This window comes from Vibrio sp. Vb1729, assembly GCF_033338655.1.
Taxonomy (GTDB): Bacteria; Pseudomonadota; Gammaproteobacteria; order Enterobacterales; family Vibrionaceae; genus Vibrio; species Vibrio alginolyticus.
The window spans coordinates 131,353-157,031 of sequence record NZ_JAWOTB010000011.1; the positions used below are offsets into that span (position 1 = coordinate 131,353).

A 25,679-nucleotide genomic window follows, 5' to 3' on the forward strand; every position below is an offset into this window, starting at 1 on the left:
TTTTGCATGGATAGTTTGTTATTTACGGCAACGTCGGGTGCCAGCCGAGTTCTTAAAGCGCAGCACGTTCGTTCAAACAACTTATCAAATGCTGATACTGCGGGTTTTCGAGCGGATATGGAGCGTGTGCGTAGTGTAGAGATGCAAGGCCCAGGTTTTGATGGTCGCACTATGGTTGTGACCAACTCTGCCTCAACACGTTTCGACGCTGGCGATATTGTGAAAACAGGACGTCCGTTGGACGTTGCGGTTATGGGTGAGGGGTATCTCTCTGTAGAAACCCCAGCGGGTAACGAAGCTTACACCCGTGCAGGCAATATTCAGGTCGATACTTTTGGCGCTCTAACAATCAATGGGTTCCCTGTCCTCGGTGACAATGGTCCTTTGGTTGTGCCGGACTATCAAAAGATTGAAATCAGCGAACGTGGTCAAGTCTCAGTGATCCCACCAGGTGGCGGCGCAGAAATTGTGGCAGGCACTTTGAAGTTGGTTAAACCGGAAATTAATCAACTGCAAAAAGAGAGCGATAGCTTGCTGCACAGCGTAGATGGCGTGCCATTCGCGGCAGATGAAACCGTGCAACTCTCTCCTGAGCACATTGAGGGCAGTAACGTATCTGCTATTGATGAATTGGTTAGTGTGATGTCGCTGACGCGCAACTTTGAAATGCAAGTTCGCATGATGAAAACGGCGGAAACTCTAGCAAAAGCTGGTAACAAATTAATGGCGGCGAGCTAAGTCTCGCCCCGCAAGGAGTAAAAAATGCATTCAGCATTATGGGTAAGTAAAACAGGCATGGCAGCGCAAGACACGAAGATGACTGCCATTTCTAACAACCTAGCAAACGTAAACACGGTTGGCTTTAAGCGTGACCGAGTCGTATTTGAAGATCTTTTCTACAGCATTCAGCGCCAACCAGGCGCTCAAGTAGACCAAGTTAACGAATTACCAAGTGGTATTCAGCTAGGTAGCGGTGTTCGCGTTGTTGGCACACAAAAAGTGTTCACGCAAGGTAATACCCAAAACACAACGCAAGAGTTGGATCTTGCTGTAATGGGTCAGGGTTTCTTCCAAATAGAAAACTCGGACGGGCAGATCATGTATACACGTAATGGTCAGTTCCATCGAAACTCAGAAGGCTTAATGGTGAACAGTCAGGGCCTGCCTTTAGAGCCTCAAATCCAGATCCCTGACAATGCGGTCTCTTTCTCTGTGGGTGTTGATGGCACCGTGACTACAACAACAGCAGACGATCCAACACCTCAGCAGCTTGGTCAAATTACACTTGCAAAATTCATCAATCCAGCAGGCTTAGAGGCCATGGGTGGCAACTTATTCCGTGAAACGGAAGCCAGCGGTCCAGCTGATGAGCTGATTGCAGGAGCTGATGGTGCCGGCATTATCAAGCAAGGTGCACTGGAAGGGTCAAACGTACAAGTAGTAGAAGAGATGGTCGACATGATCACCACTCAACGTGCGTATGAGATGAATGCGAAAGTGGTCTCTGCTGCAGATGACATGCTGAAGTTTGTTTCGCAATCAATGTAAGTATGAAATTGGTGATGATGAAGGAAAAAGCAATGAAATGGCTTTCTAAGAGTTGGGCAGTAGCCGCCGTGTTGCTGGTGGGATGTGCTGGCCGTCAGGAATTCATTCCGCCTGAGCCGAATGCTGAGGAATATGCACCACCAACGCTCGATTACACGCTGCCGGAAACCCAATCTGGTAGCCTTTATCGTCACCAATACACGATGACTCTGTTCCAGGATCGTCGTGCTTACCGAGTTGGCGATGTATTAACGGTTCAATTATCAGAAGAAACCTCATCGAGTAAAAATGCGGGTACTAAGTTCGGTAAAAGTTCAGCAATTAACTTTGTGGCGCCGACCATAGGCACGAAAACTATCGATGAGTTAGGGGTTAGCGTGGATGGCAAACGTAACTTCGATGGCAGTGCATCAAGTTCACAAGGCAACAAGCTTCAAGGTGCCATTACGGTAACGGTACACGAAGTATTACCTAATGGCGTATTGCGTATCAGCGGTGAAAAATGGCTTCGTCTGAATCAAGGCGACGAGTTTATTCGTCTAACCGGTATCGTCCGTGTGGATGATATTAACCGCAGTAACCAAGTTTCTTCTCAACGAATTGCTGATGCAAGAATTACCTACGCAGGTCGCGGAGCGCTAGCTGACAGCAACGCAGCCGGGTGGCTAACTCAGTTCTTCAACAGCCCATGGGTACCTTTCTAATGAAGACAATGCAATCTTTCTTTATGTCTCTCCTATTGGTGTTGACCTTGGGACTACCAGGCACTTCACGTGCTGAAGCGGAAATTCCGATCATGGACTTGGTCGATGTTCGCGGCATTCGAGAAAACCAACTGGTTGGTTATGGTTTGGTAGTTGGCTTAGCCGGCCAAGGTGACCGAAACCAAGTGAAATTTACCTCTCAATCTATTACCAACATGCTACGTCAGTTTGGGGTTCAAATTGATGACAGTATGAACCCTAAGCTACGAAATGTGGCTTCTGTGAGTGTGACAGCGTCCGTTGATCCAATGGCAGGCCCAGGACAAACGTTGGATGTGGTTGTGTCTTCAATCGGTGATGCAAAGAGCCTTCGCGGTGGTACGTTATTGCTAACGCCTTTACGTGGTATTGATGGCGAAGTGTACGCGATTGCGCAAGGTAACGTGGTTGTGGGCGGCTTATCTGCAGAGGGGCGAAGTGGCTCCAAAGTAGAAGTAAACACACCAACGGCGGGTCGCGTTCCGAATGGTGCGACTTTAGAGAGAGAAATCAAAACCGATTTCAACCAACGTGATGAAATCACCCTAAACCTGCGCAAGCCTAGCTTCACTACAGCAAAAAATATTGCGCGTGAAATTAACAACACTTTTGGACCTAACGTTGCAGTTGCGATCAATAAAGCGCGCATTGATATGCGTGCACCAAAAGATACACAGCAGCGTGTCGTCATGATGTCGATGCTTGAAGAAATGAGCGTCGTTGAAGGCCGTAAACCTGCTCGTATTGTCTTTAACTCTCGCACTGGCACCGTAGTGATCGGTAAGAGTGTCAAAGTGAGTGAAGCAGCAGTAAGTCACGGTAACTTGACCGTGCGAATTTCTGAATCACAACAAGTTAGTCAGCCTAATGCGTTTGCAAATGGCGATACGAAAGTCGTTAACCAAACGGACCTTGATGTGAATGAAGATCTCGCTCAGATGGTGATTTGGCCTCCAGGCACGGAACTTAACACCATAGTTAATGCGGTAAATAGTTTAGGTGCCACGCCTACAGACTTGATGTCTATCCTGCAAGCTTTGAGTGAAGCAGGTGCATTGAACGCTGAATTGGTCGTGATATAAGGAGTTAAGGATGAAGCTAGACAGTACCAATGAACAAACTCAGTTAAATTCGATGCTTTATCACGACAATAGTGCATTGGCTAACATCAAGCATAGTCGTGATCAAGAAGGCGCACTTGAAGTCGTCGCAGGTCAATTTGAGGCAATGTTCCTACAAATGGTGTTACGCCAAATGCGCAGCAGTAGTGATGCTCTTGCTGATAAAGACAGCCCGTTCGCCAGTCAGCAACAAGGGGTATTCCGTGATATGTATGACGGTCAGCTGGCGATGGAACTAGCAAAGAAACAGAGCTCAGGCATTGCCAATATGCTCATCCAGCAGCTGAGCCCGTCTATGCGTGAGGTTGCTTTCGATGCTGCGCGCAACATCTCATCCGCTAACGATGGTAAAGCTTCGAATTCTGAATCTATCTCACAAGTAGATTCTAAAGAGGTAGAGAAGAATTCAAGCCTATTTAATACCGCTTCTCAAGCCGTCGCCTCTGTTAAACAGGTATTCGGTGAGGCCGGTATGACTACCGCGTTTTCTCAGCCGTTGATCAGAAAAATGGAGCTGTAAATGAACCTAGTTAATATTGCCCTTTCAGGTTTAGGCGCGAACCGTGTGGCCCTAGACGTAACCGCGCAAAACGTGGCAAACGTGAATACCGTGGGTTACAGTCGTCAACAAGCGTTGATGGCGTCTGTCGATGATGGTAAAGCCAATCGCTTAAGTCCAGGTTTAGGGGTAGAAGTCACTAGCATTCGCCGCGTTACTGATCAATTTCTGATTAAGCAAACGTGGTCGACTAACAGTATGGCGGCATACGCATCTGGATACACCAGTAACATGAGTCAGCTGGAGAATACGCTTGGTGCCGATGGTTTCAGTATATCGGCTGGCTTGGACTCGCTAAACGCTGCGCTTAACGATGCGACCGTTAAGCCGGAATCCATACCTTACCGCCAGCAGATCATTAACGAATCTGAAGCTTTGGCCCGCCGTTTTAATACGCTTACCGAGTCTTTATACAATCAACATAAAGACATGAGCGACCAACGTAATGCAGCGCTTAACCACGCGAATAGCCTTATGGAAAATATCGCGAAGGTGAACAAGCAACTGGTAGAGATGCAAGGTACAGGTGGTAACCCATCACAGTTAATGGATGAACGAGATAGGTTAATCGGTGAGTTATCTCAAACCATTGAAATCAAAACAACACAGCAGCATGACGGCAGTGTTCAGGTCACACTAACCTCTGGTCAACCGCTTGTGATGGGTACGGACCATGGCAAACTGGAAGCCATTCCTGACCCGAGTGATCCTTACTTGGCGGACTTACACGTCACGTTCTCGAATCAAAGTTTTGCGATTGGTGACTCGCTTGGTGGCAAATTAGGTGCGATTAATGACTATCAAACCGAAGTGTTGAAACCAAACCAATTGGCTCTGAATGACATGGCGAAAGCTCTCGCGGATGAATACAACGCCGTGCTTGCAACTGGCAAAGACTTAAATGGCAACCCAGGTAAACCTTTGTTCAGCTATGACCCAGCAAACCCTGCAGCCAGTTTGGATATTACCAAGCTAACTCCAGATGAGCTTGCGTTCTCAAGTGATGGAACACCTGGTAACGCAGATGCGTTGCAATCATTGATCGAGTTAAGCAACAAGCCAGTGGCGGTATCAGGTTACGGCTCAGTAAGCTTGAACGATGCCTTTAGTTCAATGGTGGGTCAAACCGCAATTAAAGCACGCCAAGCTAATGCTGATTATCAAGCGAAGTTAGCCATGAACAAGCAAGCGCACGCAGCTCGCGATAATGTTAGCTCCGTAAACAGCGATGAAGAAGCGGCTAACCTAATGATGTTTGCTAATGCGCACAATGCCAACATGAAAGTGATCAGCACAGCAAATCAACTGCTCGATTCTATTCTGCAGTTATTCTAAGAGGAAAGTTTAGATGCGAATTAGTGACAATCAATTTAGTCAAATGATGTTGCACAGCTTGCAGAGCAATAGCGCGGGATTAGGCGAAGCTCTGCAACAGATGTCTACTGGCAAGCGCTTGACCAAGCTGTCTGACGATCCAATGGCTTCGATCAAGTTGCTTAACTTAGACCGAGAAACCAGTGCGATTGCTCAGTACAAAAACAACATTGAAAACGTAAAAACGACGCTATCGAGTCAAGAAACCCATTTAGATTCGATCAAAGAAAGCTTAAAAAGCATGCGAGACATCGCGCTTTGGGGTGCGAACGGCTCTCTTACTGACGAAAGTCGTGGCGGTATGATTACAGAGCTTAAGAGTTACCGTGACTCTATTGAGTCGTCTTTTAACGCGCAGGATGAAGAAGGGCACTACCTTTTCTCTGGTACTAAAACGGATACTGCGGCTGTAAGTAAAGCGAGCGGCAGCTACGTAATTGAAGGTAATAGTGACAAGCGCGTAGTAACAATTGCTAAAGGTGTCACGATGGATTCCAATATGACTGCAAAAGAAATATTGGACCTTGGGGGAGGCCATAACGTGCTTAACCAAATTGATGCGCTGATCAAAGAGTTTGAGAGCCCTACCGCCAACTTCAGAGCTGAAGTTGAGGCGAGTATCAGCGCTATCGACGATACTTTTTCAAACGTACTAGGGACCATGACTGAGATTGGTGGTCGACACAACAACTTAGATCTTGTTGGTGGCGCGCACAGTGAAAACAAGCTGTTCGTTGACAAAGTATCTGGAGACCTCTCTGCTCTGGACTATGGTGAAGCGTCGGTACGATTGAGTAATTACATGGCCGCTTTGCAAGCAACGCAAGCAAGCTATGTGAAGATCGATGGTTTGTCGCTGTTTGACCGTTTATAAGGTTAGGAAGTTCTTTTTATGGTAATGAGTACAGTAGAGGTTAGACCCCATAGCATACGCTTAGGTGGACAAGAACAAGCCTCTATCATGCCGACCCGTTCTGCAGACTCAAGTACGGCAATTAAACCGCGCCCGGCGCAAATTCAGGCTGACACTGCGTCAGCCTACTCTGTATCTGGTATTCAGCTTACGCAGGGTCAGCAGCAAGCCACGGCGGTTCAGATCGCGTCCAAATCGCTGCAGGTGATTGGCAAAGAGCTCACGCAAATTAAACGTGGTTTGACGCAAGCTATTAATCAAGGCGTACAAAATGTTCCTGGTTTGCAGGATACATTGGTTCGTTCTGAAGCCACCATCCAAAAAGTCGTTGAGCAAGCACGTTTCGATGGCCAGAAAGTCCTAAATAACGAACTGCATTTAAAACTGGATAAAGCGGATATTCGTCGCTTTTCTATTCCAGGTTTGAATGTTCATCGCTTAAGCGACAAGGCCGAGCAAATCCGTTTGGATTTTCCTCAAGGTCAAGCGGTGATGATTCAGTTTGATGGACAATCAGACGGTGAGCGAACGGTCAAAATGCTGGATCGCAGCTTGATTGCGTTAGGAATGCGAGCCTCATTAGCCGATGATGGCAGCATTTTATTTGAAGCCAGAGACAACGCTTATCAACAAATGCAGCAAAAGGTGATGGTAACGGGGGAAGGGCACCGATTCCCTGCGGGACAGCCTAACGTTTTGAACTTAAAGTCTGAGCCAGATGGTATTGCGGAGCTCGGGTTTGATCTAGGCTCACGCGACGGCATCAAGCAGACGATTGCTAAAGTAAATCAGCATCTGAAACAAGTTCAAACGAGTTTGCAAGAAGCGAAAGCTTTTCATGGTGAACTGAATACTCAAATGCGTTCTATCCAAACCAAAACCGCACAGCTTTCAGTCAATGAGGTGAATGCAAAACTGGATGGATTCATGCAAAAGTCTGGCGAGTTTACTTCGACTTTTCAGGCATTGAATGCGCAAGCAAACGTGCGTCGTCATACCGTGGTCGCTTTACTGAAGTAACGAACACTCCAATGATTCCCGGCTTTACACTGTTATCGTCCCCCAATAACGAAAACAGCGCACTGTCGGGAATCTCTCTTTGACTCGTCTAGGGCTCGAGTGCTTTTGCCACCGAACGATTCAATTTCTGGAATAGCCATCCAAGTGCTATCAAAGATGCACCTAAGCCTAAGAAGCTTATTGCTCGCCAGAACCCATCCAGAGAGCTCACATCCCATAAGAATACTTTCAGTGCGACACCGGCAAGGACCACTAGACCGACACGCTGCATCATCAGCCCCTGTTGGGTCACGCCGCGCCAAGTCAGCAATCCACCTACGAGCAAGCCAGCCACTGAATAACTGAACAACTCTGCCATGCTGGTTGGCTGATACAGCATCATTGATGTGGTTTGCCAGAATTGACGGATAGACATCCCCAACCAAATGGCTGCAAGTAAAAAGCCTAGACTAGCAATCGCAAATCGATGAACTTGCAACGTATTCCAGCGTTTAAAGGTTGCGATAAGCAGGATGCAAGCTGGTAACAGCCAGCCGATACTCAGCATGTTAAAGATGGGAAGTGCTTGTGCCGAGACGTTATCAGTCACCAACGGCGATTCTGCCGTATTAAGCAAAATAATCAATATAGCGAACGCGCACCAAAGCAAGTAACTATAGATTTCGTAGATACGGCTTAAGCGTTGCGCAAATTGGCTGCGGTAGCTGTATACCAAACCCATAACTAATGCTTGATTGGCAAAGACTGCCGCACTTGTGAAGTCGATGTTCCCCAAGTAACCATATTGCCCCGTTAACCAGTAGTTAGTTTGGGTGAACAATGCCATTAAGAATACATGTAAAAACGCCCCTTCAAACCAGTTGGTCAGTTCTCGGTCCACTTGTTTTAGTGTTGAACGAGCATAAGACAAGATGAAGAGAGAAGGCAGATAACTCACCAGAACCCAAGCCCAATGCCCAGCTTCTACCGGTTGCCATTCGGGTATGAAAGGTAGCAGCGTGAGTCGGATAACCAGTATTCCCATTGCCACTTTAATCGCCCAACTCGCAGGTCGAAATAACCCGACTTGAGCCTGTAAGGCCATTATCGCAACTTGTATTGAGATTGCTGTTGTTAACCAAGTATCACTCAACCAAACAAAAGCGATACCTACGATTAAAGCATGCATAACGGCAGAGCATTCTAATGCCAACGAACGTGCACGCTGACCAAGCACAACGTAGTAAGTGGCCATCAATGCGCAGAATGCAGTCCAATACCACAGGTAGCCTTGCATAAATTCGTCAATATAAAACAACGTAATTAAGCTCATCGCGGGAGCCAGTACCAGCAGAAGCAGCCCACTGAGTTGCGAACGGTCACTAAGTGATTGGCAATATGTTCGATAGCAGATCAGCGCAATACTCACCGCCAATGCGAATAGGATGCTAGCTTCTCGCTCTAACATATACAGCGCATTAAAAGCGATGGTAAGAACAATCAGCGCGGTTGCTGAGACGAGAATGGATGGCAAAAATACACGTAATGACCAGCCTGTACGAAGTGCTGGTAGCCAGATGATCGCAACAAGCAGCGTATAACAGTACGCCATTTGTAGAGTGTTCAGATCCGGCATTCTGGTGACGGCAGAAAAGGTCAATAAAGCAGTTGCGAGAGCGGTAGCGGTCGGCGAGTTTGTCCACTTGCTTTGATAGTGACGAAAGCGAGGATTGAGCATCCAACCCATTCTCGGAACCGCGAAAATGAGATACAAAGTGATGGAGAGATAAATCGCGAGCCACGAGAACAACAGTTCTGTTGGTGTACTCTCAATCAACAGCAACATCCAAATGACATGTGGAATCGCGATACTTGGCGTAATCCATGACCTACGCACTTTTTGCATCAATAAGGTCGCCGCGAACGAAATTGCGCAGATGTATCCGGCTAACAAAAAGTAGTTGGGTTCATTACCCCCAATCCACAGTGGTGCTGTGTAGCCACCAATTAAGCCAAGCACGGCCATTAACGGCCCTTGTCGCAATGATAATGCTAAACTGAAAAATGCCGCTGAAGCCAAGATGATCAACGAGATACTCGGCGTTAGCATTTGATAAACCACAAAGGCAAAAATGACGGTGCAGTAAATGCCCGTTAATCCCGTACCGGTAACAGCAGCAGGAACATACGTAAAGCCTTGGGCTCGTGCTGCCCGTTGCGGATTCTGTTGTTCTTTACGGTGAAACCACTCGCCAACAAGCACCATAAGTAATGAGATCACAAAGGCAAAGGACACTCGCATAAATGGCGAAAACTGGATGTGACTACCAATCACCTGTACGAGATAACCTCCACCGATCAGCATGGCCAATGCGCCTACCCAAACCAACCAATTTTCTTGAATGTTGCTAAGCAGGCTCTGAACTTTACTCTGAAGGAATGACTCATTTTCTTGACTAAAAACATCCAGTTGCACTTCTCTTGTCTGGGCGTACCCTTGATTCGCAGCGCTCTGGTCCAAGTCTAGGTTGGCAGCTGGATCATGTTCCCCAGAGGATGAGACATTTTTCTGTGGTGATTCTATGTGAGGTGACGTCGCTACAGATGGTGTGTCTTTTTCGATGCTGGATTGTTGGTGCGCTTGTGGGTTTGAGCCCCCATGGACACTGGCTCGTAGTGATGTGACTTCCTCACGAAGTTTGGTTAGTTCTTTTTCTAAAAGTGCAGCTCGGTTGGCGGCTTTCACTCCGATGAGGATGGCGAGACACGCCATGAACAGTGCTAGTATTACGTACAATCCATTTCTCCTTGCGTACGTCGCGTGACCCACGATTCTTAACTTTGAGCACTTACGCTAAAGCTTAGTTCATGCTCTATGCCTTAGCCTCATATAGTGCTAGGTTCCGCGCTTTCTTCAGAAATCATTCTACATAATGAAACTCAATGCGTAATGATGAATTCGACAAAGTCGCACACTTGTGTGCCACTTTAAGACCTGATGAACAAAAATGAGTCGTTAAGTCATTGGGGGTCAACTATATTCATAGTTCTGATGCGATCGCCAAAGGACTTCAAACATGTGCGTTTCGTAGCGATGTCATCGAAGGTCAGTCGTTTGATTTGCACGTTCGGTTGTTTCTATTTGACCGTAAGGCTGAATGTATTCGGGTATAGCGCATTCACGCGAAAAAAGACAAAAACAGGTAATTATTGATGCAAGTGGGTAATGAAGCGCTGGTGCTGTCAGCGGTTGGGGTTATTGGTTTAGGTTGCCAATGGTTAGCTTGGCGATTGCGTTTGCCAGCGATTTTATTTTTGTTGTTGGCAGGGCTGATCGTCGGGCCATTTATGCAGTGGTTAAATCCTGATGAGATATTAGGTAATTTGCTCTTTCCGTTGGTCTCTTTGGCGGTGGCAGTGATTTTATTTGAAGGCAGTTTGACCTTAAATTTTAAAGAAATTCGTGGCGTGAGTGGTTCGGTATGGAGCATTGTTTCCATCGGGGCGATCATTTCGTGGGCGGCGACCAGTATCGCAACACACTATTTCCTCGGCTTTACTTGGGAGCTTGCCATGTTGTTCGGCAGCTTAACCGTAGTAACAGGGCCGACGGTCATCGTGCCACTTCTACGAACCGTAAGACCTAACAGTACGCTTGCTAACATTTTGCGATGGGAAGGGATTTTGATTGACCCGCTCGGTGCGCTTTTTGTTGTGATGGTTTACGAGTTTATCGTATCTCACAGCGCGATAAATAGCGTCGAAGTGTTTGGGACGATCATTGCTGTCGGTGTCATGCTAGGTGCGGCCTCAGGCTATGCAGTTGCGACGATCATGCGTCGCTCTTGGCTACCGGAATATTTGCAGCCATTTGCGGTTTTGATGGTGGTTCTAGGTGTATTTTCGGTCTCTAACCACATTGAGTCTGAAGCTGGGTTACTAACCGTCACCGTAATGGGTATGTGGCTCGCAAACGCTAAAGACATCAATATTCAGCAAATTCTGCACTTTAAAGAGCATTTAACCATTTTACTGATCACCGGATTGTTCATCTTCCTTGCGGCTCGAATCAGTCTGGATGATTTTGCTGCGCTAGGTAGCGGTGCGTTATTGTTGTTTGTATTTATGCAGTTAGTGTCGCGTCCGTTATCGATTTTTCTTTCAACCTTCCGCAGCAACTTGCGTCTTAAAGATAAGCTGTTTTTGTCTTGGGTTGCACCGCGCGGTATTGTTGCTGCTTCGATTTCGTCTCTTTTCGCGATCAAATTGACCGAATACGGCATTGATGAAGCGATTTTACTGGTCCCTATGACCTTCATGGTGATTATAGGAACGGTCGTGTTACAAAGTGCGACGGCACGTCCTGTAGCGCTGACGTTGGGCGTTGCAGAGCCAGCACCACGCGGCTTCTTGTTGATTGGTGCTAACCGAGTAGCAAGAGAAATAGGGCAGGCGCTGGCGCGTTATGACCGCCGCGTATTAATGACTGACTCAAACTGGGAGTACATCAGTCAGGTTCGTATGTTGGGGTTGGATTACTATTACGGCAACCCTATTTCTAGTCACGCGGACGACAACTTGAACTTGATAGGAGTTGGACAAGTGGTTGCATTAACGCCCGATCAGCATTTCAACATTATGGCTTGCATGCAATTCGTCGACGAGTTTGGGGAAGATAAAGTTCACTGCTTACAAAAAGTGAAAACCAACGGCAATGGCAGCGAGAAGCACTCCGTGGCTCAGGAGTACCATGGTAAATTGCTGATGGGCGGCAATGTAAGCTATACCCAGCTAGCCAGTATGTTAAGTCGTGGTGCAGAGGTTAAACACACGAAATTGAGCGATAACTTCACGTATCAAGATTATTTAGCGCATCACAAAGGTAGTTCAGTTGTACCGCTGTTCCATGTAGAAGAAAAAGGAAAAATTCAATTCTGTGATGATCCCGAACAGTTTGAACCAACGACGACAAGCACTGTTGTGTCGCTAATTCTGTCGGACAGCGTAAAGTAAACTACAGAGCAATGTGATCCATTTTCATCATGGGTATCGTACGCTGATTATCTCAATTTGAAGAGAAACTTGCCGGCTTGTTTAAAACGGAAAGCGAGTTTCTTTTCTTATAATGTCAGGGGCAGTCGAGATTCATTACTCGTTTCGGAAAAGTAATCCGGCAAATTCACAAAATTCGCATTGACGTTACTGATAAGGATCGCAATACTGCGCGACTGTTTTACTTTAGGGTGACATTATGGCTCCGCAAACTAACCGAAAAGATTTACACCTAGATGCTGTTTTACATCATGATATGAGCATGAAGCATAAAACGGCGGGTTTTGAGTCTGTCGAGTTTGAACACTGTGCGCTGCCAGAATGTGACTTTCACGCGATCGATTTATCGACAGAGTTTCTTGGTCATCAATTAGCGCTACCGTTTTTGATTAGCTCGATGACTGGCGGAGCAAAAGACGCAGAAACGATCAATTGTCGTTTGGCTGAAGCCGCAAGTGAATTAGGTATTGCCATGGGTGTGGGCTCGCAACGGATTAGCTTAGAAGAAAGTCAGCATTCGGGCTTGGGTAAAACCATTCGTGAGTTGGCGAAAGAAGTACCGTTGTATTCCAATCTTGGAGCCGCTCAATTGCTCGATAAAGGTAAACTCGATAATGCGCAACGTGCGGTAGAGGCGATTCAAGCAGATGCCTTGTTTGTGCACGTTAATCCAATGCAGGAAGCGTTTCAGAAAAATGGCGACCACAATTGGGTTGGTGTTTTCCAGGCAATTGAGATGCTTAAATCTCGCGTGAAGGTTCCTATCATTATCAAAGAAGTCGGTTTTGGTATTAGCGGACACATTGCGCAGCGATTAATTGATGCTGGTGTGGATGCAATTGACGTTGCGGGCGCGGGTGGTACAAGCTGGAGTGCGGTTGAAGGGTATTGCCAAGACAATCCGAAAATGCAGCGTGCAGCCGAGCTTTTCCGCGATTGGGGTGTCCCTACAGCAACATGTTTGGCTCAAATCCGCGCACTGCATCCTACATTACCGTTGATCGCCTCGGGAGGTGTTCATAACGGACTTGAAGCGGCGAAAGCCATTCATTTGGGTGCTAATCTCATTGGGCAAGCTGGTGCGGTATTAAAAGCTGCGACGATCAGCACGCAGTCTGTCGTCGAACACTTTGAACAAATGGCATTAGAGCTGCGTTTAGCGTGCTTTGGTACTGGCTCTTCTAAGGTTGGTGAGCTAACGAAAGCGCGCTGCCTATAGCTTTTAGAATGGCGCGCTTTACACAGAGTCGCTCAATAATTTTTCGATGTCTTAACACGTAGACTGATAATTTCGTTATAGTTGATACAAAAGTCACTTCAGCTAGTGACGCCTTTATTCAGACACTTGAATGGGCACGTGTTGAAGAGATTGAGTTTAATTTTACTATTGTTTGCAACTGGAACCTTAAATTTATGAAAAAACTAGTCATGCTGATGTTGGCGGCTTCTGCTTTGACCGCTTGTAGTGATGAAGTGGGCACTGAAGGCTGGTGTAACGACATGCGCGATAAGCCAAAAACAGAATGGACAGCAGACAACGCGGTAGACTTTGCAAAGCATTGTGTTCTGCAAGATGGTGTCGGCAGCGAGCAATGGTGTGAAAACCTGAAAGATAAGCCGAAAGGTGACTGGACTGCAAACGAAGCGACCAGCTTTACTAAACACTGCATTTTTTAAGCACAGCGGAAAGCGCCTTTTCTGAGGCGACATTCTGTGAGGTAAACACCAAGCGTTATTGCTTGGTGTTTTTGTATCTAAAATAGCTCGATTTTTCACGTGTCAGCGCACCTCCCTCTGAATGGAAAGTTTTACATTTTCGTTTCATTTTTGAAAACCTGTATTGCCTGTCTTTAATTTTTCGTATTGCAATGGCATGGTGTCGAGATAGCCATCTAATTCAATTAGATTCATAACAAAAAGGAATTCAAATGGAAGTACTAAAAGGCTCATGTCTGTGCGGCAAGGTAAAGTTGGAAGTGGCAGATGAATTTAAGTACATGGGAAATTGCCATTGCTCTGAATGCCGCAAGTTCACAGGTTCTGACTATTCATCTGCCGGTGGTATTGCGTTGGATAAACTGCTTATTATCCAAGGGAAAGAAGATATTCAAACTTATCAGAAAAGCGAAAATACCATGCTATGCTTTTGTCGCCACTGCGGATCAAGTCTGTATTCGAAAAAGAACAATGGGATCGTCAATATTCGCCTTGGTATCTTGGATGACACATCTTCTCACAAGCCTGATTTCCATATTTTTGTCGCGTCGAAAGCGCCGTGGCTCGAGATATCGGATAACCTGACTCAATTTGATGCAGGGCCAAAGTAGAGTTGTTGTAGATAAGTATTTAGAAACAGAGCGCGTTACAATACGCTTGCGACACGCTCTGCGCTTTTACTTTGTATATTAGAACGGAGACGACTATCTGGCGTCTTGTAGTTCTTCTAAGCCACCTGCATTGTGCAGATTCGTAAAGCCTTGCGTTTGTAAGTATTGATACGCTTTGCCAGAGCGGTTACCACTGCGACAGTACAACACGATAGCTTGATCTTTATCGACGTCTTGAAAATGTTTATCAAGTTCAGATAAAGGGAAGTTGACGGCATTATCCAAATGCCCTTCAGAAAACTCTTGCGGCGTACGCACATCGACAATCATCGCGCCCTTGTCAATCAATTGCCACCCTTGTTCAGCGCGTTCAGAAGCCGACACGTTGGGGGAGAGGAAGCCAACGCACAACGTTGCAAGAAATAGAGATACGGCCTTTTTCATTGTTTGATTATCCTTTTTAAGAGTACGTAACCACTCTAGATTTGATTGAGCATATTTTCCATCATAAAGAGATGCTAAGTAGTTGTGAATGCGATAATTCGATAGAAAATTTTATTTAATTTAATAAAAAATTTTTATCAAATTCACCTCTTGAACTCTAATTTTTCGACCTTATTATTTTCATCGAAAGCGAGCTGTCGACTCGCAAATCCATCTTGATGTTTATTTTGTCTTTTATTTTTGGTTCCAAGTAGGAGGCACTTAAAAATGAAAATTCGTCCTTTAAATGACAAGCTAATTGTTGAAAGACAAGAGGTGGAAAATAAATCTGAAGGGGGAATCGTTTTAACTTCTCAGTCGGTGAAAAAATCAAACCGCGGGAAAGTCATTGCTGTTGGTTTAGGTAAACGTCTTGAAAATGGCGAACGCGCTGCGATGGAAGTCAAAGTGGGCGACCAAATCATTTTCAATGACGGTTACGGCGTGAAAACCGAGAAAATTGACGGCGCAGAATACTTAATTCTGTCCGAATCTGATGTGTTAGCAATCGTTGAGTAATTATTTTTGTAGTAGTTTTTTGAGGAGATAACCATGGCTGCAAAAGACGTATTATTTGCTAATGACGCACGTCAAAAAATGCTGAAAGGTGTGAACTTACTGGCGGACGCAGTAAAAGTGACACTAGGCCCGAAAGGCCGCAACGTTGTGCTTGATAAATCTTACGGCGCGCCAACCATCACCAAAGATGGCGTGTCTGTAGCGAAAGAAATCGAACTGAAAGATAAGTTCGAAAACATGGGCGCACAAATGGTGAAACAAGTGGCGTCCAAAGCGAATGATGAAGCGGGTGACGGTACAACGACGGCTACCGTACTGGCGCAATCTTTCATCAATGAAGGTCTTAAAGCGGTAGCCTCTGGCATGAACCCAATGGACCTAAAACGTGGTATCGACAAAGCCACTGAAGCGGCGGTTGAGAAACTACGTGAAATGTCTAAGCCATGCAGTGACAAAGAATCCATCACCCAAGTGGGTAGCATTTCTGCAAACAGCGATCGCGCGATCGGTGAAATCATTGCAGAAGCGATGGAAAAAGTGGGTCGCAATGGCGTGATTACGGTGGAAGAGGGCCAAGGTCTAAACAACGAACTGTCTGTGGTTGAAGGTATGCAATTTGACCGCGGTTACTTGTCGCCATACTTCATCACTAACCAAGAAAATGGCAGCGTCGAGCTAGACAACCCTTACATCCTATTGGTGGACAAAAAAGTCAGCAGCATCCGCGAGCTATTGCCTGTACTAGAAGAAGTGGCGAAATCTTCTCGCTCGCTATTGATCATTGCTGAAGACATCGAAGGTGAAGCGCTAGCGACATTGGTTGTGAACAACATGCGCGGCATCGTGCGTGCGACCGCGGTGAAAGCGCCTGGCTTTGGTGACAACCGTAAAGCGATGATGGAAGACATTGCGGTACTAACTGCTGGTACGGTCATCTCTGAAGAAATCGGCCTAGAGCTCGAAAAAGCAACGTTAGAGCAACTAGGTAGTGCGAAGAAAGTTACCATCACCAAAGACACAACAACCATTGTGGGTGGTGCAGCAGAAGCAAGCGCGATTGCTGATCGTGTGGCTTCGATTGAAAAACAAATCGAAACAACCACTTCTCAATACGACAAAGATAAGCTTCAACAACGTGTTGCGAAGCTTTCTGGCGGCGTAGCGGTGATCAAGATCGGCGCTGCAACCGAAGTTGAGATGAAAGAGAAGAAAGACCGCGTGGACGATGCGCTACACGCTACCCGCGCAGCGGTTGAAGAAGGTATTGTTGCTGGTGGTGGTGTTGCCCTAACTAAGATCGCGAAAGAATTGGCGGATCTAAAAGGCGACAATGATGACCAAAACGTGGGTATCCGAGTTGCGCTACGTGCAATGGAAGAGCCTCTTCGTCAAATCGCAACTAACGCAGGTGACGAAGCTTCTGTTGTGGCGAACGCTGTTAAAGCGGGTGATGCCGATTACGGTTACAACGCTGCAACAGGTGAATACGGCAACATGATCGAAATGGGCATCTTGGACCCTGCGAAAGTAACACGTTCAGCGCTTCAATTCGCAGCGTCTGTTGCTGGCTTGATGATCACCACTGAAGCGATGATCACCAACCACGTTGAAGACAAAGAACTTGATATCTAACGTCATCAATCGTTAGTGATTAAGTAAGCGTTAAAATAACAATAATATTGCAAAACCTAAGCGGGCTCGCTTGAGCCCGCTAATCAGTCATTTGAGGTAAGTGTTATGACCCGTTTACCTGCGTTTTCTTTCTCAATATCTGAGCCGGGCGGTAATGAAGCTTCGTCAACGTGGCCGACTGCTATTCACTTCCCCCTCGTTCCAGCTGGGCCAGAGTTTTCAATCGAAAATGCTCTGCCTAAACGTCCGACAGTGACGATATTCACTATCGATCTGTCTCAGTTATTTAAAGGGGACGCTCGGGTCATCCATTAACTGTATCGAAACAGCCAGCGCACGTTGGCTGTTTTTTTCTAATTTAAAGTATTGATAATGTTGATTTTTATTTGATTGCTGCCACTTGTTCAATGATCAATTTGAACTGGGGTAATCGGACCGCAAGCGTACTACACCTTTAAGCCCAGCATTGCGCCGAAAATGATCAATCCCGCCCCACATGCTTGATTGAGTCGATGCTTAATCTTCAACAAGAAAGCTTGTAGCTGGGGTGACGTGAATAAAACAGCAACGATAGAAAACCAAATACCATGCAGCGCAATCATATAAATCCCGTAGAACAAGGCGATGTGTTGCTGACTAGAGTCGGGAGAAATCACTTGGCTAAAAATACTCAGAAAAAACAGCATCGTCTTGGGATTGAGTAAATTACACAGAAATCCCTGCATGAAAAATCGCCACATTGAATACTCGCTCTGTTGAACGGTTTCTGAGTTTGATGCAGGTTGCGAGGAGAATATTCCTTTAATCCCAAGGTAGACAAGATAAGCGGCCCCAAGATAGCGCACGAGATTAAACAACCATTCATTTTGTGAAATTAAGTAACTGATCCCCAGCATGGAGTAAGCGATGTGGATGCTGATCGCCATGCTGATACCAATCGCACTGTACACGCCTGCTTTTCGTCCTTGATTTAAGCTATTTCTTAATACCAAAACAAAGTCTGCGCCAGGGCTAATAACAATAAGCACACCTAATAACGCAAGAGTTACAAATTCCATATCGATTTCCTGTTTGAATGATGAAGTCTGGGATGTAGCGGAATTGTAGGCGTCTTTATTACTGACTATAATCGAAAAATATTCCCATATTGGTGAGAAAAACTCACAGATGCGTCACCTGAAATCTTTTTATGTATTCCACGTTGCGGCGAGCTCTTCAAGCTACACTGAAGCGGCTGACAAACTGAACATTACCCACGGAGCCGTGAGTAAGCAGATCAAGCAACTTGAGCAATATCTGTCTCAACCTTTGTTCTTCAAAGAGGGCAGGAAAGTCGTGTTGACGGCAGAAGGCGAATTACTCAAGACATACACAGAAACGGCATTCCAAACGCTAGAAAAAGGCGTGAATACGCTTATGCAAGAGAAGCATCAGCATCTTGAAGTGTCTTGTGAACCGACATTAACCATGCGCTGGTTGATGCCAAGGTTGGCCGCGTTTAATGATGAACACCGTGCTGATGTTCGTTTGTCGACGGCTGGTGGCCCGGTAACATTAGGATCAACTGGGCTTTCGATGGCGATTCGTCGAGACGATTTTGCGCAGCATCACGATTACGACAAAACCATTCTTGTGGAAGAGTGGGTGGGGCCGGTATTTTCTCCTGAGTATTGGCAATCCATTAAAGACAATTTGAAAGCAGCTCGATTGTTGAATAGCCAAACCAGACCGAATGCTTGGGCGGATTGGCAGCAATCAACACGTTGTGAAACTTTCAACGGCAACACTCAGCAATCATTCACGCATTTTTATTTTTGCATACAAGCAGCGGTGGATGGCTTAGGCGTCGCAATGGGATCGTATCCTTTTGTCATGGACGATATTAAGCGTGGTAATTTGGTCGCACCATTTGGGTTTTCTCCATCAAGTTGCAATTACGTTTTATTGAGTCAAGATAAAAAGCGTACAGAACTCGAACATAAATTTATCACGTGGTTACAAACGCAAATGGCAGAGTGTGTGCCACTGTCATCACAGCAGATTACGCAAGGCGAATAGAAGGCATAGAGCGAGATTACGTCAGTCAGTTTTATGGAAAAAGGCTTAGGAAATTGGAAATGGAAAACCTCAATATTGTTGAAATCAAATCATTTGTTCCGGCGAAAGATTACGCGCTATCAAAACGTTTTTATGAGGCGATTGGCTTTGAAATGGCATCGGACTTCGGTGATGTAGCATATTTCTCTCAAGGTAGCTGCGCGTTTCTTTTACAGAATTTTTATGAGCCAGAACACGGCAATAACTTCATGATGCACTTGCTCGTAGAAGACGCAGAAAGCTGGCATCAGCACTTATCCAAAGTGGGTCATGAAGAATTTGGTTCGCGTTTGACTGAGCTGGTCGAGCAACCTTGGGGCATGCGCGAATGTTGTTTGTTTGACCCTAGTGGCGTTTTATGGCGAATTGGCCAGAACATGAATACTGACTAACGCCAGTCTTATTTTCACCACATCTACGCGCAGGTATTGAGATCTCGATATCTGCGCGTTTTCTTTTTTACTTAGCCTTGCCAACGTTTGTAGCGCACTCACGCCTTTTTCGAGGTGGTGTGCGATGGGCTAACGCCAAAAAACTCCTCAAGCAGCATGGCTTTGAGTTCTGCTCTGACTTCTGCGCCACCGATTAACGCCAAAAGTGCGAGTCCTCCTGGAATAAGGATGACCATTAATATCGGTCTTAAAATATACGAAAAGCAGAAGATGGTCGGGAAGAAAATCAATCCTTGGCCTAGTTTGTTTAATACGTACATGAGCGATTCCTTTTGTTTTTATATAAAATGAGCGCGATCAATTTTATAAATGAGCGCGCTCAATTTGTCAATCTCAACCACGCAAGGTATGATCCTTTCAGGCTCATTAAGCAGACACATCAATGACGAAGCGACAACAGACCAGAGATAAAATTCTAAAAGCCGCATGGGCATCTTTTGCTCAAAATGGCTATGACATGACGACCACAAGGCAGATAGCGAGAGCAGCAGGAGTAGCCGATGGCACAGTGTTTAGCCATTTCCCGACTAAACTGTCGATTTTGCGCGAAGGGATGCTGGCGCAACTGCAACAGATCAGCCAAGAAACGCTAGTCAGTGTGGAAGGTAAAACCGATATCGACATTGGTTTGGCGCTGACGGAGAAATACTATCGCTACTATTTTGCGAACGTTGAGCTGAGCCGAGCTTTGTTGAAAGAAGTGATTTGGGATTTGGATTATTATCAGTCGTTTAACCAAGCTTTGTTTCAATCTGTAAACGGAAGCTCCGTCCTTGAGGGAAAAATACCGCTGATTTTTGACTGCTATTTTATGACGTTAATCTCGCACTTGAGCCGTGCAGAACCGGATGTTGAAGCGGCACTTGAAGAGTTTCATGCTAAGTTTCAGCAAATCATTGCGACTGCATAACATGGCCCCAACGCAGGATCTGAAAGAATATACTGCCTGTCATTTTATTTGCTGGACTCCCATTTTCTCGTTTCAGTTGGCGTCTCACCAAATAGCCGCTTGTAGCTTTGACTGAACTGCCCGAGATGGAAAAAACCAAAGTCAAAAGCAATTTCTGCAATTGTTCGATTATCTTCAGGGCTTTGTAGCACTCTACGTACTTGATTCAGGCGCATTCGATGTATGAACTGCTTTGGGGAAGTATTACAGCAATGTTCAAAGGTGTACTGTAGTGTGCGACGACTGACGTGTACTGCGTCACACAGTTCACTGACGGTTATCGGTGTACGGTAGTCTAGATCCTGTAGCTGTTGTTTTATACGGTGCATCACGTGTTGACGATGAGAGCTTGATATCGGATGGCTCGTGTGCAGTGAACTGAGTGAGAACAACTCCAGCACAATATCTTTTAAGATTGCTTGATGTGTGGTTTCAGACCATCTTGGCTCGGCGGAACCAAGTAACGTGCCTAAGTAGTATTTAAGTTGTTGAATGTGTTTTTCCGTCAAACCCGTTAAGTGTAATGTGTTGTTTTGGATACTCCCAAGCTCAAGTTGATTTTCTATGATGTGAACGAAGTTTTTGTCGAGCACTATTCCATAGATAGAAAACTGCTCCGGTGTCATTAACTCAAAATCAGCGCCACCTTGCCTAAGCAAAAGTTGGCTTGAATTAAACTGACTGTGATTTAGGTGTAGCGGCTTATTTTCCGCACTCAAACCCAACCAAATACCTCCCTCTTCAACCCTGCATTGCTGTCTTAGCGAGCGGTTACTGTCTTCACGAAACACATGGAAATTGGGAAATCGTCGTTCTCGAATTTGACCTAAAAATCGACCATCGCTGAGTTGGTCATATTCCTGTTGCCAGTTTATCAGACTCGCAGCTTGTTGGTTTGCATCCTTAGTGTGATGGATGCACAGCATTGGTGCAGTTTGGGGTATTTGGTTACTCATCCTTGTGATGCTCATTCCTTTTTTGTGAGTCATGTTGGAGCAGTATTTACATAACTCATTGTTTATTATTGGTTTATAAATGTTGCCAGTTTTGGATAACGCTACGGAACACATTTGGCAATACTTTCTTAAAGCTTATTGATAGTTCAGCAAAAAGCGAACCAAATAGTGAAGAGGAAGAGCAATGACGGCAACTTATCGTCGGCAACAAGGAAGTAAAGTCTATACCTTTAAGTCATTAGCTGACTTGATGGCGAAAGCGACACCGGAGCGCTCAGGCGATGCGTTAGCCGGGGTTTGTGCTCAGTCAGCGGCAGAACGTGTAGTCGCACAAATGGCGCTGTCTGAGTTACCACTTAAAACGTTTCTTAACGAGGCGGTTATTCCATACGAAAGCGACGATATCACTCGTCTAATTATCGATACGCATGACCTTGAAGCCTTTAAGCCGATTGAGCACTTGACGGTCGGAGATTTTCGAAATTGGCTGCTGAGTGAAGAAGCCGATGGTGAAACGTTGGCTAAAATTCGTCAAGGTTTAACACCAGAAATGGTGGCCGCAGTCAGTAAGATTATGCGCAACCAGGATTTGATTCTCGTTGCTAAAAAATGCCAAGTTGTCACGGCTTTTCGGAATACGATTGGTTTGCCGAGTCGCCTGTCTACTCGCTTACAGCCGAATCATCCCACTGATTCTCTCAACGGTATCGCAGCGACCATTTTTGATGGTCTGATGTACGGAAATGGCGACGCGGTTATCGGTATCAATCCGGCAACAGATAATGTGCCTCAAGCTATCAAGTTAATGGACTTAATGGATGAGGTGATTCAACACTATCAAATACCGACTCAGTCTTGTGTGTTAACTCATGTAACGAACACGATCGAAGCCATTGAAATGGGTGCACCAGTCGATCTCGTTTTTCAGTCGATAGGTGGCACGCAAGGGACGAATGATACCTTCGGAATCGACTTGTCGATTTTGAAAGAGGCCCATGAAGCCGCGTTGTCTTTGAATCGAGGTAGCGTAGGAAACAATGTGATGTATTTTGAAACCGGACAAGGTACCGCGCTGTCTGCGAATGCATTTCATGGGGTCGATCAACAGACTTGTGAAGCCCGTGCTTATGCTGTCGCGAAACAGTTCGATCCTTTGTTGGTTAATACAGTTGTTGGGTTTATTGGCCCTGAGTATCTGTTTGATGGCAAACAGATCATTCGTGCTGGGCTTGAAGATCATTTCTGTGGGAAGTTGCTTGGTTTACCTATGGGTTGCGATATCTGTTACACCAATCATGCCTATGCCGATCAGAATGACATGGATAACTTGCTGACACTATTAGGTGTGGCCGAGTGCTCGTTCATCATGGGTATTCCAGGGTCTGATGACATCATGCTCAACTATCAAACTACCTCATTTCACGATGCCCTTTACGCAAGAAAAGTACTCGGTTTGAAGCCAGCACCAGAGTTTGAACAATGGTTAATGGAGATGCAGATTTTCGAGAGCGTGCAAGACGTTCGGTTAAGTGAGCAAATCTCTCGCTCGTTTTCGGGAGCAATTAACCAAGTGAATAAGGGGTATTCTCATGGGTAAAGTAATCACCATTGCTCAGTCCCCACAAGATGAGTCTGAAGTTGTCACACATAACCCTTGGGGCAAGTTACGCGACTTCACCTCTGCTCGGATCGCTCTGGGTCGCAGCGGGAACAGTGTACCAACCAACGAGTTACTCTCATTTCAGCTGGATCACGCCCAAGCTATGGATGCAGTGCATTGCAGTTTGAATGTTGACTCTCTCGTTGCTGGTTTATCGGACTCTTACTCGATTCTTGAAAATACCTTAGAACCTCCTGTCATAGTTAGCAGTCAAGTGAGTGACCGGCTTATGTACCTGCAAAGGCCCGATTTAGGAAGGCTGCTTGATGAATCTTCTTGGCAAACGCTCAACTCGATAGCAAATGAGCATAACATTGACATTGATCTTGCGATTGTTATTGCTGATGGACTTTCTTCCGTCGCAATTCAAAACCATGCCGTGCCTGTTGTTACTCGATTGATTTCTCTTTTAAGCGCTGGTGATGAACATCAATGGAAATTCGCACCTATCACAATCGTAAAGCAAGGAAGAGTAGCGGTAGGGGATGATGTTGGTGAATGTTTTAACGCCAAGGCCGTGCTGGTTTTAATTGGAGAGAGACCCGGTCTAACTTCTCCGGATAGCATGGGTATGTATCTCACTTGGGGGGCTAAACGAGGCTCTAAAGATTCCCAAAGAAACTGCATTTCCAATGTGCGCCCTCAGGGGCTCAACTATGACGATGCCTGTGAACGCGCATTTTACTTGCTCAAGGAAGCTCGAAAATTACAACTGTCAGGAGTGAATCTGAAAGATTGCTCAGATATCAATGAGCCAAGTGGCGCAAGCGTTGAAGATAAACACAGCGACAACTTTTTAATTTCATCAAAGTAGAAGGATTTACTATGTCTAAACATCAGGAGTACTTGGCCAAAAGGCAGCTAAAAAGAGGCACCGCAGGTTGGATTTTACTTGCTGGCTTAGGTGTCTCGTATGTTATATCTGGTGACTTCGCCGGTTGGAACTTTGGCATCGCTCAAGCAGGATGGGGAGGCTTTCTTATTGCTGCTTGAGCGATGGCAGTAATGTATTTCACGCTAGTATTGTCTTTAGCTGAAATGTCTGCGGCTATTCCTGCTGCGGGTGGTGGTTACAGCTTCGCAAGACAGGCGATGGGGCCGACAGGCGGCTTTTTCACTGGCTTATCAGTTTTGATTGAATATGCGCTCGCGCCTGCTGCGATAGTGATTTTTATTGGCTCAGCCGTGAATGAATTGGTTGGTATCGATGGCCCTGTTGTTTACGCACTTTTCTACGCCGTCTTTATCGCTATTCATATGGCAGGTGTTGGCGAAGCTCTCAAAGTGATGATGGTCATCAGCGGTTTGGCTGTGCTAGCTATTCTCATTACTGCTGCTGTGCTTATTGGTCACTTTGATGTTAATAACTTATTCGATATTGCTCCGGCGACGGCTCAGGCAACAGAAATCTTGCCGTTTGGGTGGTATGGCGTATGGGCTGCGTTGCCATTTGCAATGTGGTTGTTTCTTGCGGTTGAAGGTGTGCCTTTAGCGGCAGAGGAGGCAAAAAATCCGGCAAAAGATGTTCCCAAAGGCATCATTGGTGCGATGCTGTTTTTATTGCTAACCGCAACTCTCGTAGTCGTCCTTTTGGCTGGTGCGGTTGGCTCAAAGGTCATAGGCGATAGCGCGGTGCCATTAGTTGACGCCCTAAAGCTTACGGGCAATTCAACGGTAGCAATGGCCGTGAACTTACTTGGATTGGCTGGCCTTATCGCTTCTTTCTTTTCAATCATTTATGGTTACAGTCGCTTGGTGTTTGCGCTTTCCCGCGCGGGTTATTTACCGCAAACTTTGTCATTAACCAGTGACAAAAAAGTGCCTTCTCGTGCGCTTTTGGTTCCGGGCGTTTTTGGGTTCTTGGTTTCACTTACGGGTGAGGGGGACTTAATCTTGGCGATGGCTGTTGTCGGTGCGACTGTATCGTACGCATTAATGTCCTTGAGCCATATTTTATTGCGAATTAAACAGCCGGAATTAACTCGTCCATATAAAACGCCTGGTGGGATAATTACTTCGAGTATTTCTCTGGTGCTTTCTTTGATCGCAATGACAGGTGTTTATGCTTTTGATCCCTCAGCCTTTTTCATGACAATGGGATTGTTTCTTATCGGTGGTGTTTATTATGGGTTATACAGCCGCAACAAACTGGTGGCAGCAACCGCCGAGGAAGAGTTTGCCATGCTGTCTGTAGCAGAGCTAGAGCTTGAATCAGATGTCGTACGATAGTCACTTTGATTCTTGTTATTCAGCATATTAAGGGAGCCATAGGCTCCCTTTGTCATTTCTATCAAA

25 protein-coding genes and 1 pseudogene are annotated in these 25,679 nt (G+C 45.9%); 21 read left to right on the forward strand and 5 right to left on the reverse strand.

The features are described 5' to 3' along the window. Positions 1–6 precede the first annotated feature (6 nt). The 8 genes from flgF to R7E29_RS05500 are packed head-to-tail and all read left to right on the forward strand — an operon-like array spanning position 7 to position 7,278. Positions 7–738 carry a flagellar basal-body rod protein FlgF gene (gene flgF, locus R7E29_RS05465; RefSeq protein ID WP_005374009.1) on the forward strand — a complete coding sequence of 244 codons (732 nt, stop codon included), beginning with the start codon at positions 7–9 and terminating at the stop codon, positions 736–738. 24 nt (positions 739–762) lie between these two features. Further along, the gene (flgG, locus tag R7E29_RS05470) at positions 763–1,548 is read left to right on the forward strand and encodes a flagellar basal-body rod protein FlgG (RefSeq protein WP_005374008.1); all 786 of its coding nucleotides are present in this window, start codon (positions 763–765) and stop codon (positions 1,546–1,548) included. A gap of 32 nt (positions 1,549–1,580) precedes the next feature. Beyond that, positions 1,581–2,252 (forward strand): flagellar basal body L-ring protein FlgH, encoded by a 672-nt coding sequence (gene flgH, locus R7E29_RS05475; RefSeq protein WP_017635111.1) that lies wholly within the window; start codon positions 1,581–1,583, stop codon positions 2,250–2,252. Continuing rightward, entirely contained in the window at positions 2,237–3,373 is a 1,137-nt protein-coding gene (locus tag R7E29_RS05480; RefSeq protein WP_086026720.1) for a flagellar basal body P-ring protein FlgI, read from the forward strand. The genes flgH and R7E29_RS05480 overlap by 16 nt, the downstream gene beginning before the upstream one ends. Positions 3,374–3,383: 10 nt before the next feature. Then, entirely contained in the window at positions 3,384–3,932 is a 549-nt protein-coding gene (locus R7E29_RS05485) for a rod-binding protein (RefSeq protein WP_005374002.1), read from the forward strand. Then, entirely contained in the window at positions 3,933–5,306 is a 1,374-nt protein-coding gene (gene flgK / locus R7E29_RS05490; protein WP_005374000.1) for a flagellar hook-associated protein FlgK, read from the forward strand. A gap of 13 nt (positions 5,307–5,319) precedes the next feature. After that, positions 5,320–6,219 carry a flagellar hook-associated protein FlgL gene (gene flgL / locus R7E29_RS05495; protein WP_005373998.1) on the forward strand — a complete coding sequence of 300 codons (900 nt, stop codon included), beginning with the start codon at positions 5,320–5,322 and terminating at the stop codon, positions 6,217–6,219. Positions 6,220–6,237: 18 nt separating this feature from the next. Next, on the forward strand, positions 6,238–7,278 hold the full coding sequence (locus R7E29_RS05500) for a hypothetical protein (protein WP_054576172.1): 1,041 nt from the start codon (positions 6,238–6,240) through the stop codon (positions 7,276–7,278). An 88-nt stretch (positions 7,279–7,366) separates the two neighbouring features. Here the strand turns inward: R7E29_RS05500 and R7E29_RS05505 are convergent, their stop codons facing one another. Continuing rightward, complete coding sequence (locus tag R7E29_RS05505; RefSeq protein ID WP_054576171.1) at positions 7,367–10,030, reverse strand: DUF2339 domain-containing protein; 2,664 nt, start codon at positions 10,028–10,030, stop codon at positions 7,367–7,369. Between the two features lie 440 nt (positions 10,031–10,470). On the opposite strand from R7E29_RS05505, the gene R7E29_RS05510 reads away from it, so the two are divergent. The 4 genes from R7E29_RS05510 to R7E29_RS05525 all read left to right on the forward strand — a co-directional run bounded on the left by R7E29_RS05510 (position 10,471) and on the right by R7E29_RS05525 (position 14,636). Further along, positions 10,471–12,270, forward strand: coding sequence for a cation:proton antiporter (locus R7E29_RS05510; RefSeq protein WP_005373994.1), 1,800 nt, complete (start codon positions 10,471–10,473; stop codon positions 12,268–12,270). Positions 12,271–12,508: 238 nt separating this feature from the next. Beyond that, entirely contained in the window at positions 12,509–13,528 is a 1,020-nt protein-coding gene (fni, locus tag R7E29_RS05515; RefSeq protein ID WP_054576170.1) for a type 2 isopentenyl-diphosphate Delta-isomerase, read from the forward strand. 194 nt (positions 13,529–13,722) lie between these two features. Beyond that, positions 13,723–13,986, forward strand: coding sequence for a DUF3012 domain-containing protein (locus R7E29_RS05520; RefSeq protein ID WP_005373992.1), 264 nt, complete (start codon positions 13,723–13,725; stop codon positions 13,984–13,986). Between the two features lie 251 nt (positions 13,987–14,237). Continuing rightward, positions 14,238–14,636, forward strand: coding sequence for a GFA family protein (locus tag R7E29_RS05525; protein WP_017635116.1), 399 nt, complete (start codon positions 14,238–14,240; stop codon positions 14,634–14,636). A 93-nt stretch (positions 14,637–14,729) separates the two neighbouring features. Here R7E29_RS05525 and R7E29_RS05530 read toward each other — a convergent pair whose 3' ends face one another. After that, positions 14,730–15,080: a rhodanese-like domain-containing protein gene (locus tag R7E29_RS05530; protein ID WP_042523331.1), complete on the reverse strand. Its 351-nt coding sequence runs from the start codon at positions 15,078–15,080 to the stop codon at positions 14,730–14,732. Between the two features lie 267 nt (positions 15,081–15,347). On the opposite strand from R7E29_RS05530, the gene R7E29_RS05535 reads away from it, so the two are divergent. From R7E29_RS05535 to R7E29_RS05545, 3 genes are all read left to right on the forward strand, one after another. Then, the gene (locus R7E29_RS05535; protein WP_005373989.1) at positions 15,348–15,638 is read left to right on the forward strand and encodes a co-chaperone GroES; all 291 of its coding nucleotides are present in this window, start codon (positions 15,348–15,350) and stop codon (positions 15,636–15,638) included. 33 nt (positions 15,639–15,671) lie between these two features. Continuing rightward, positions 15,672–17,270, forward strand: a complete 1,599-nt coding sequence (gene groL, locus R7E29_RS05540) for a chaperonin GroEL (protein ID WP_005388702.1) — start codon at positions 15,672–15,674, stop codon at positions 17,268–17,270. Between the two features lie 105 nt (positions 17,271–17,375). Next, a complete protein-coding gene (locus R7E29_RS05545) occupies positions 17,376–17,585 on the forward strand; it encodes a hypothetical protein (protein WP_005373984.1) in 210 nt (69 codons plus the stop codon). Between the two features lie 131 nt (positions 17,586–17,716). On the opposite strand, the gene R7E29_RS05550 is transcribed toward R7E29_RS05545, so the two are convergent. Continuing rightward, complete coding sequence (locus tag R7E29_RS05550; protein WP_005388704.1) at positions 17,717–18,328, reverse strand: LysE family translocator; 612 nt, start codon at positions 18,326–18,328, stop codon at positions 17,717–17,719. Between the two features lie 109 nt (positions 18,329–18,437). Between R7E29_RS05550 and R7E29_RS05555 the strand changes: the two genes are divergently transcribed. Both R7E29_RS05555 and R7E29_RS05560 read left to right on the forward strand, forming a co-directional pair. Continuing rightward, entirely contained in the window at positions 18,438–19,328 is an 891-nt protein-coding gene (locus tag R7E29_RS05555) for a LysR family transcriptional regulator (RefSeq protein WP_017819777.1), read from the forward strand. Positions 19,329–19,387: 59 nt separating this feature from the next. After that, entirely contained in the window at positions 19,388–19,759 is a 372-nt protein-coding gene (locus R7E29_RS05560) for a VOC family protein (protein ID WP_005373979.1), read from the forward strand. 98 nt (positions 19,760–19,857) lie between these two features. On the opposite strand, the gene R7E29_RS05565 is transcribed toward R7E29_RS05560, so the two are convergent. Then, complete coding sequence (locus tag R7E29_RS05565) at positions 19,858–20,079, reverse strand: hypothetical protein (RefSeq protein WP_017635120.1); 222 nt, start codon at positions 20,077–20,079, stop codon at positions 19,858–19,860. A 122-nt stretch (positions 20,080–20,201) separates the two neighbouring features. On the opposite strand from R7E29_RS05565, the gene R7E29_RS05570 reads away from it, so the two are divergent. Beyond that, complete coding sequence (locus tag R7E29_RS05570; protein WP_054576168.1) at positions 20,202–20,729, forward strand: TetR/AcrR family transcriptional regulator; 528 nt, start codon at positions 20,202–20,204, stop codon at positions 20,727–20,729. A 44-nt stretch (positions 20,730–20,773) separates the two neighbouring features. On the opposite strand, the gene R7E29_RS05575 is transcribed toward R7E29_RS05570, so the two are convergent. Continuing rightward, positions 20,774–21,724, reverse strand: coding sequence for a helix-turn-helix domain-containing protein (locus tag R7E29_RS05575; protein WP_033906296.1), 951 nt, complete (start codon positions 21,722–21,724; stop codon positions 20,774–20,776). Between the two features lie 184 nt (positions 21,725–21,908). On the opposite strand from R7E29_RS05575, the gene R7E29_RS05580 reads away from it, so the two are divergent. From R7E29_RS05580 to eat, 3 genes and pseudogenes are all read left to right on the forward strand, one after another. Beyond that, on the forward strand, positions 21,909–23,321 hold the full coding sequence (locus R7E29_RS05580; RefSeq protein WP_318082451.1) for an ethanolamine ammonia-lyase subunit EutB: 1,413 nt from the start codon (positions 21,909–21,911) through the stop codon (positions 23,319–23,321). Next, the gene (gene eutC / locus R7E29_RS05585; protein ID WP_054576167.1) at positions 23,314–24,198 is read left to right on the forward strand and encodes an ethanolamine ammonia-lyase subunit EutC; all 885 of its coding nucleotides are present in this window, start codon (positions 23,314–23,316) and stop codon (positions 24,196–24,198) included. Before R7E29_RS05580 ends, eutC begins: the two co-directional genes overlap by 8 nt. 11 nt (positions 24,199–24,209) lie before the next feature. Continuing rightward, positions 24,210–25,613: pseudogene (eat, locus tag R7E29_RS05590) on the forward strand (ethanolamine permease). Positions 25,614–25,679 lie beyond the last annotated feature (66 nt).

What these genes read in the sequence shown, in the direction of transcription:
- flgF (WP_005374009.1), top strand. Translation starts at nt 7, where the DNA reads ATGGATAGTTTGTTATTTACGGCAACGTCGGGTGCCAGCCGAGTTCTT.
- flgG (WP_005374008.1), top strand. Translation starts at nt 763, where the DNA reads ATGCATTCAGCATTATGGGTAAGTAAAACAGGCATGGCAGCGCAAGAC.
- flgH (WP_017635111.1), top strand. Translation starts at nt 1,581, where the DNA reads ATGAAATGGCTTTCTAAGAGTTGGGCAGTAGCCGCCGTGTTGCTGGTG.
- R7E29_RS05480 (WP_086026720.1), top strand. Translation starts at nt 2,237, where the DNA reads ATGGGTACCTTTCTAATGAAGACAATGCAATCTTTCTTTATGTCTCTC.
- R7E29_RS05485 (WP_005374002.1), top strand. Translation starts at nt 3,384, where the DNA reads ATGAAGCTAGACAGTACCAATGAACAAACTCAGTTAAATTCGATGCTT.
- flgK (WP_005374000.1), top strand. Translation starts at nt 3,933, where the DNA reads ATGAACCTAGTTAATATTGCCCTTTCAGGTTTAGGCGCGAACCGTGTG.
- flgL (WP_005373998.1), top strand. Translation starts at nt 5,320, where the DNA reads ATGCGAATTAGTGACAATCAATTTAGTCAAATGATGTTGCACAGCTTG.
- R7E29_RS05500 (WP_054576172.1), top strand. Translation starts at nt 6,238, where the DNA reads ATGGTAATGAGTACAGTAGAGGTTAGACCCCATAGCATACGCTTAGGT.
- R7E29_RS05505 (WP_054576171.1), bottom strand. Translation starts at nt 10,030, where the DNA reads ATGGCGTGTCTCGCCATCCTCATCGGAGTGAAAGCCGCCAACCGAGCT.
- R7E29_RS05510 (WP_005373994.1), top strand. Translation starts at nt 10,471, where the DNA reads ATGCAAGTGGGTAATGAAGCGCTGGTGCTGTCAGCGGTTGGGGTTATT.
- fni (WP_054576170.1), top strand. Translation starts at nt 12,509, where the DNA reads ATGGCTCCGCAAACTAACCGAAAAGATTTACACCTAGATGCTGTTTTA.
- R7E29_RS05520 (WP_005373992.1), top strand. Translation starts at nt 13,723, where the DNA reads ATGAAAAAACTAGTCATGCTGATGTTGGCGGCTTCTGCTTTGACCGCT.
- R7E29_RS05525 (WP_017635116.1), top strand. Translation starts at nt 14,238, where the DNA reads ATGGAAGTACTAAAAGGCTCATGTCTGTGCGGCAAGGTAAAGTTGGAA.
- R7E29_RS05530 (WP_042523331.1), bottom strand. Translation starts at nt 15,080, where the DNA reads ATGAAAAAGGCCGTATCTCTATTTCTTGCAACGTTGTGCGTTGGCTTC.
- R7E29_RS05535 (WP_005373989.1), top strand. Translation starts at nt 15,348, where the DNA reads ATGAAAATTCGTCCTTTAAATGACAAGCTAATTGTTGAAAGACAAGAG.
- groL (WP_005388702.1), top strand. Translation starts at nt 15,672, where the DNA reads ATGGCTGCAAAAGACGTATTATTTGCTAATGACGCACGTCAAAAAATG.
- R7E29_RS05545 (WP_005373984.1), top strand. Translation starts at nt 17,376, where the DNA reads ATGACCCGTTTACCTGCGTTTTCTTTCTCAATATCTGAGCCGGGCGGT.
- R7E29_RS05550 (WP_005388704.1), bottom strand. Translation starts at nt 18,328, where the DNA reads ATGGAATTTGTAACTCTTGCGTTATTAGGTGTGCTTATTGTTATTAGC.
- R7E29_RS05555 (WP_017819777.1), top strand. Translation starts at nt 18,438, where the DNA reads ATGCGTCACCTGAAATCTTTTTATGTATTCCACGTTGCGGCGAGCTCT.
- R7E29_RS05560 (WP_005373979.1), top strand. Translation starts at nt 19,388, where the DNA reads ATGGAAAACCTCAATATTGTTGAAATCAAATCATTTGTTCCGGCGAAA.
- R7E29_RS05565 (WP_017635120.1), bottom strand. Translation starts at nt 20,079, where the DNA reads ATGTACGTATTAAACAAACTAGGCCAAGGATTGATTTTCTTCCCGACC.
- R7E29_RS05570 (WP_054576168.1), top strand. Translation starts at nt 20,202, where the DNA reads ATGACGAAGCGACAACAGACCAGAGATAAAATTCTAAAAGCCGCATGG.
- R7E29_RS05575 (WP_033906296.1), bottom strand. Translation starts at nt 21,724, where the DNA reads ATGAGTAACCAAATACCCCAAACTGCACCAATGCTGTGCATCCATCAC.
- R7E29_RS05580 (WP_318082451.1), top strand. Translation starts at nt 21,909, where the DNA reads ATGACGGCAACTTATCGTCGGCAACAAGGAAGTAAAGTCTATACCTTT.
- eutC (WP_054576167.1), top strand. Translation starts at nt 23,314, where the DNA reads ATGGGTAAAGTAATCACCATTGCTCAGTCCCCACAAGATGAGTCTGAA.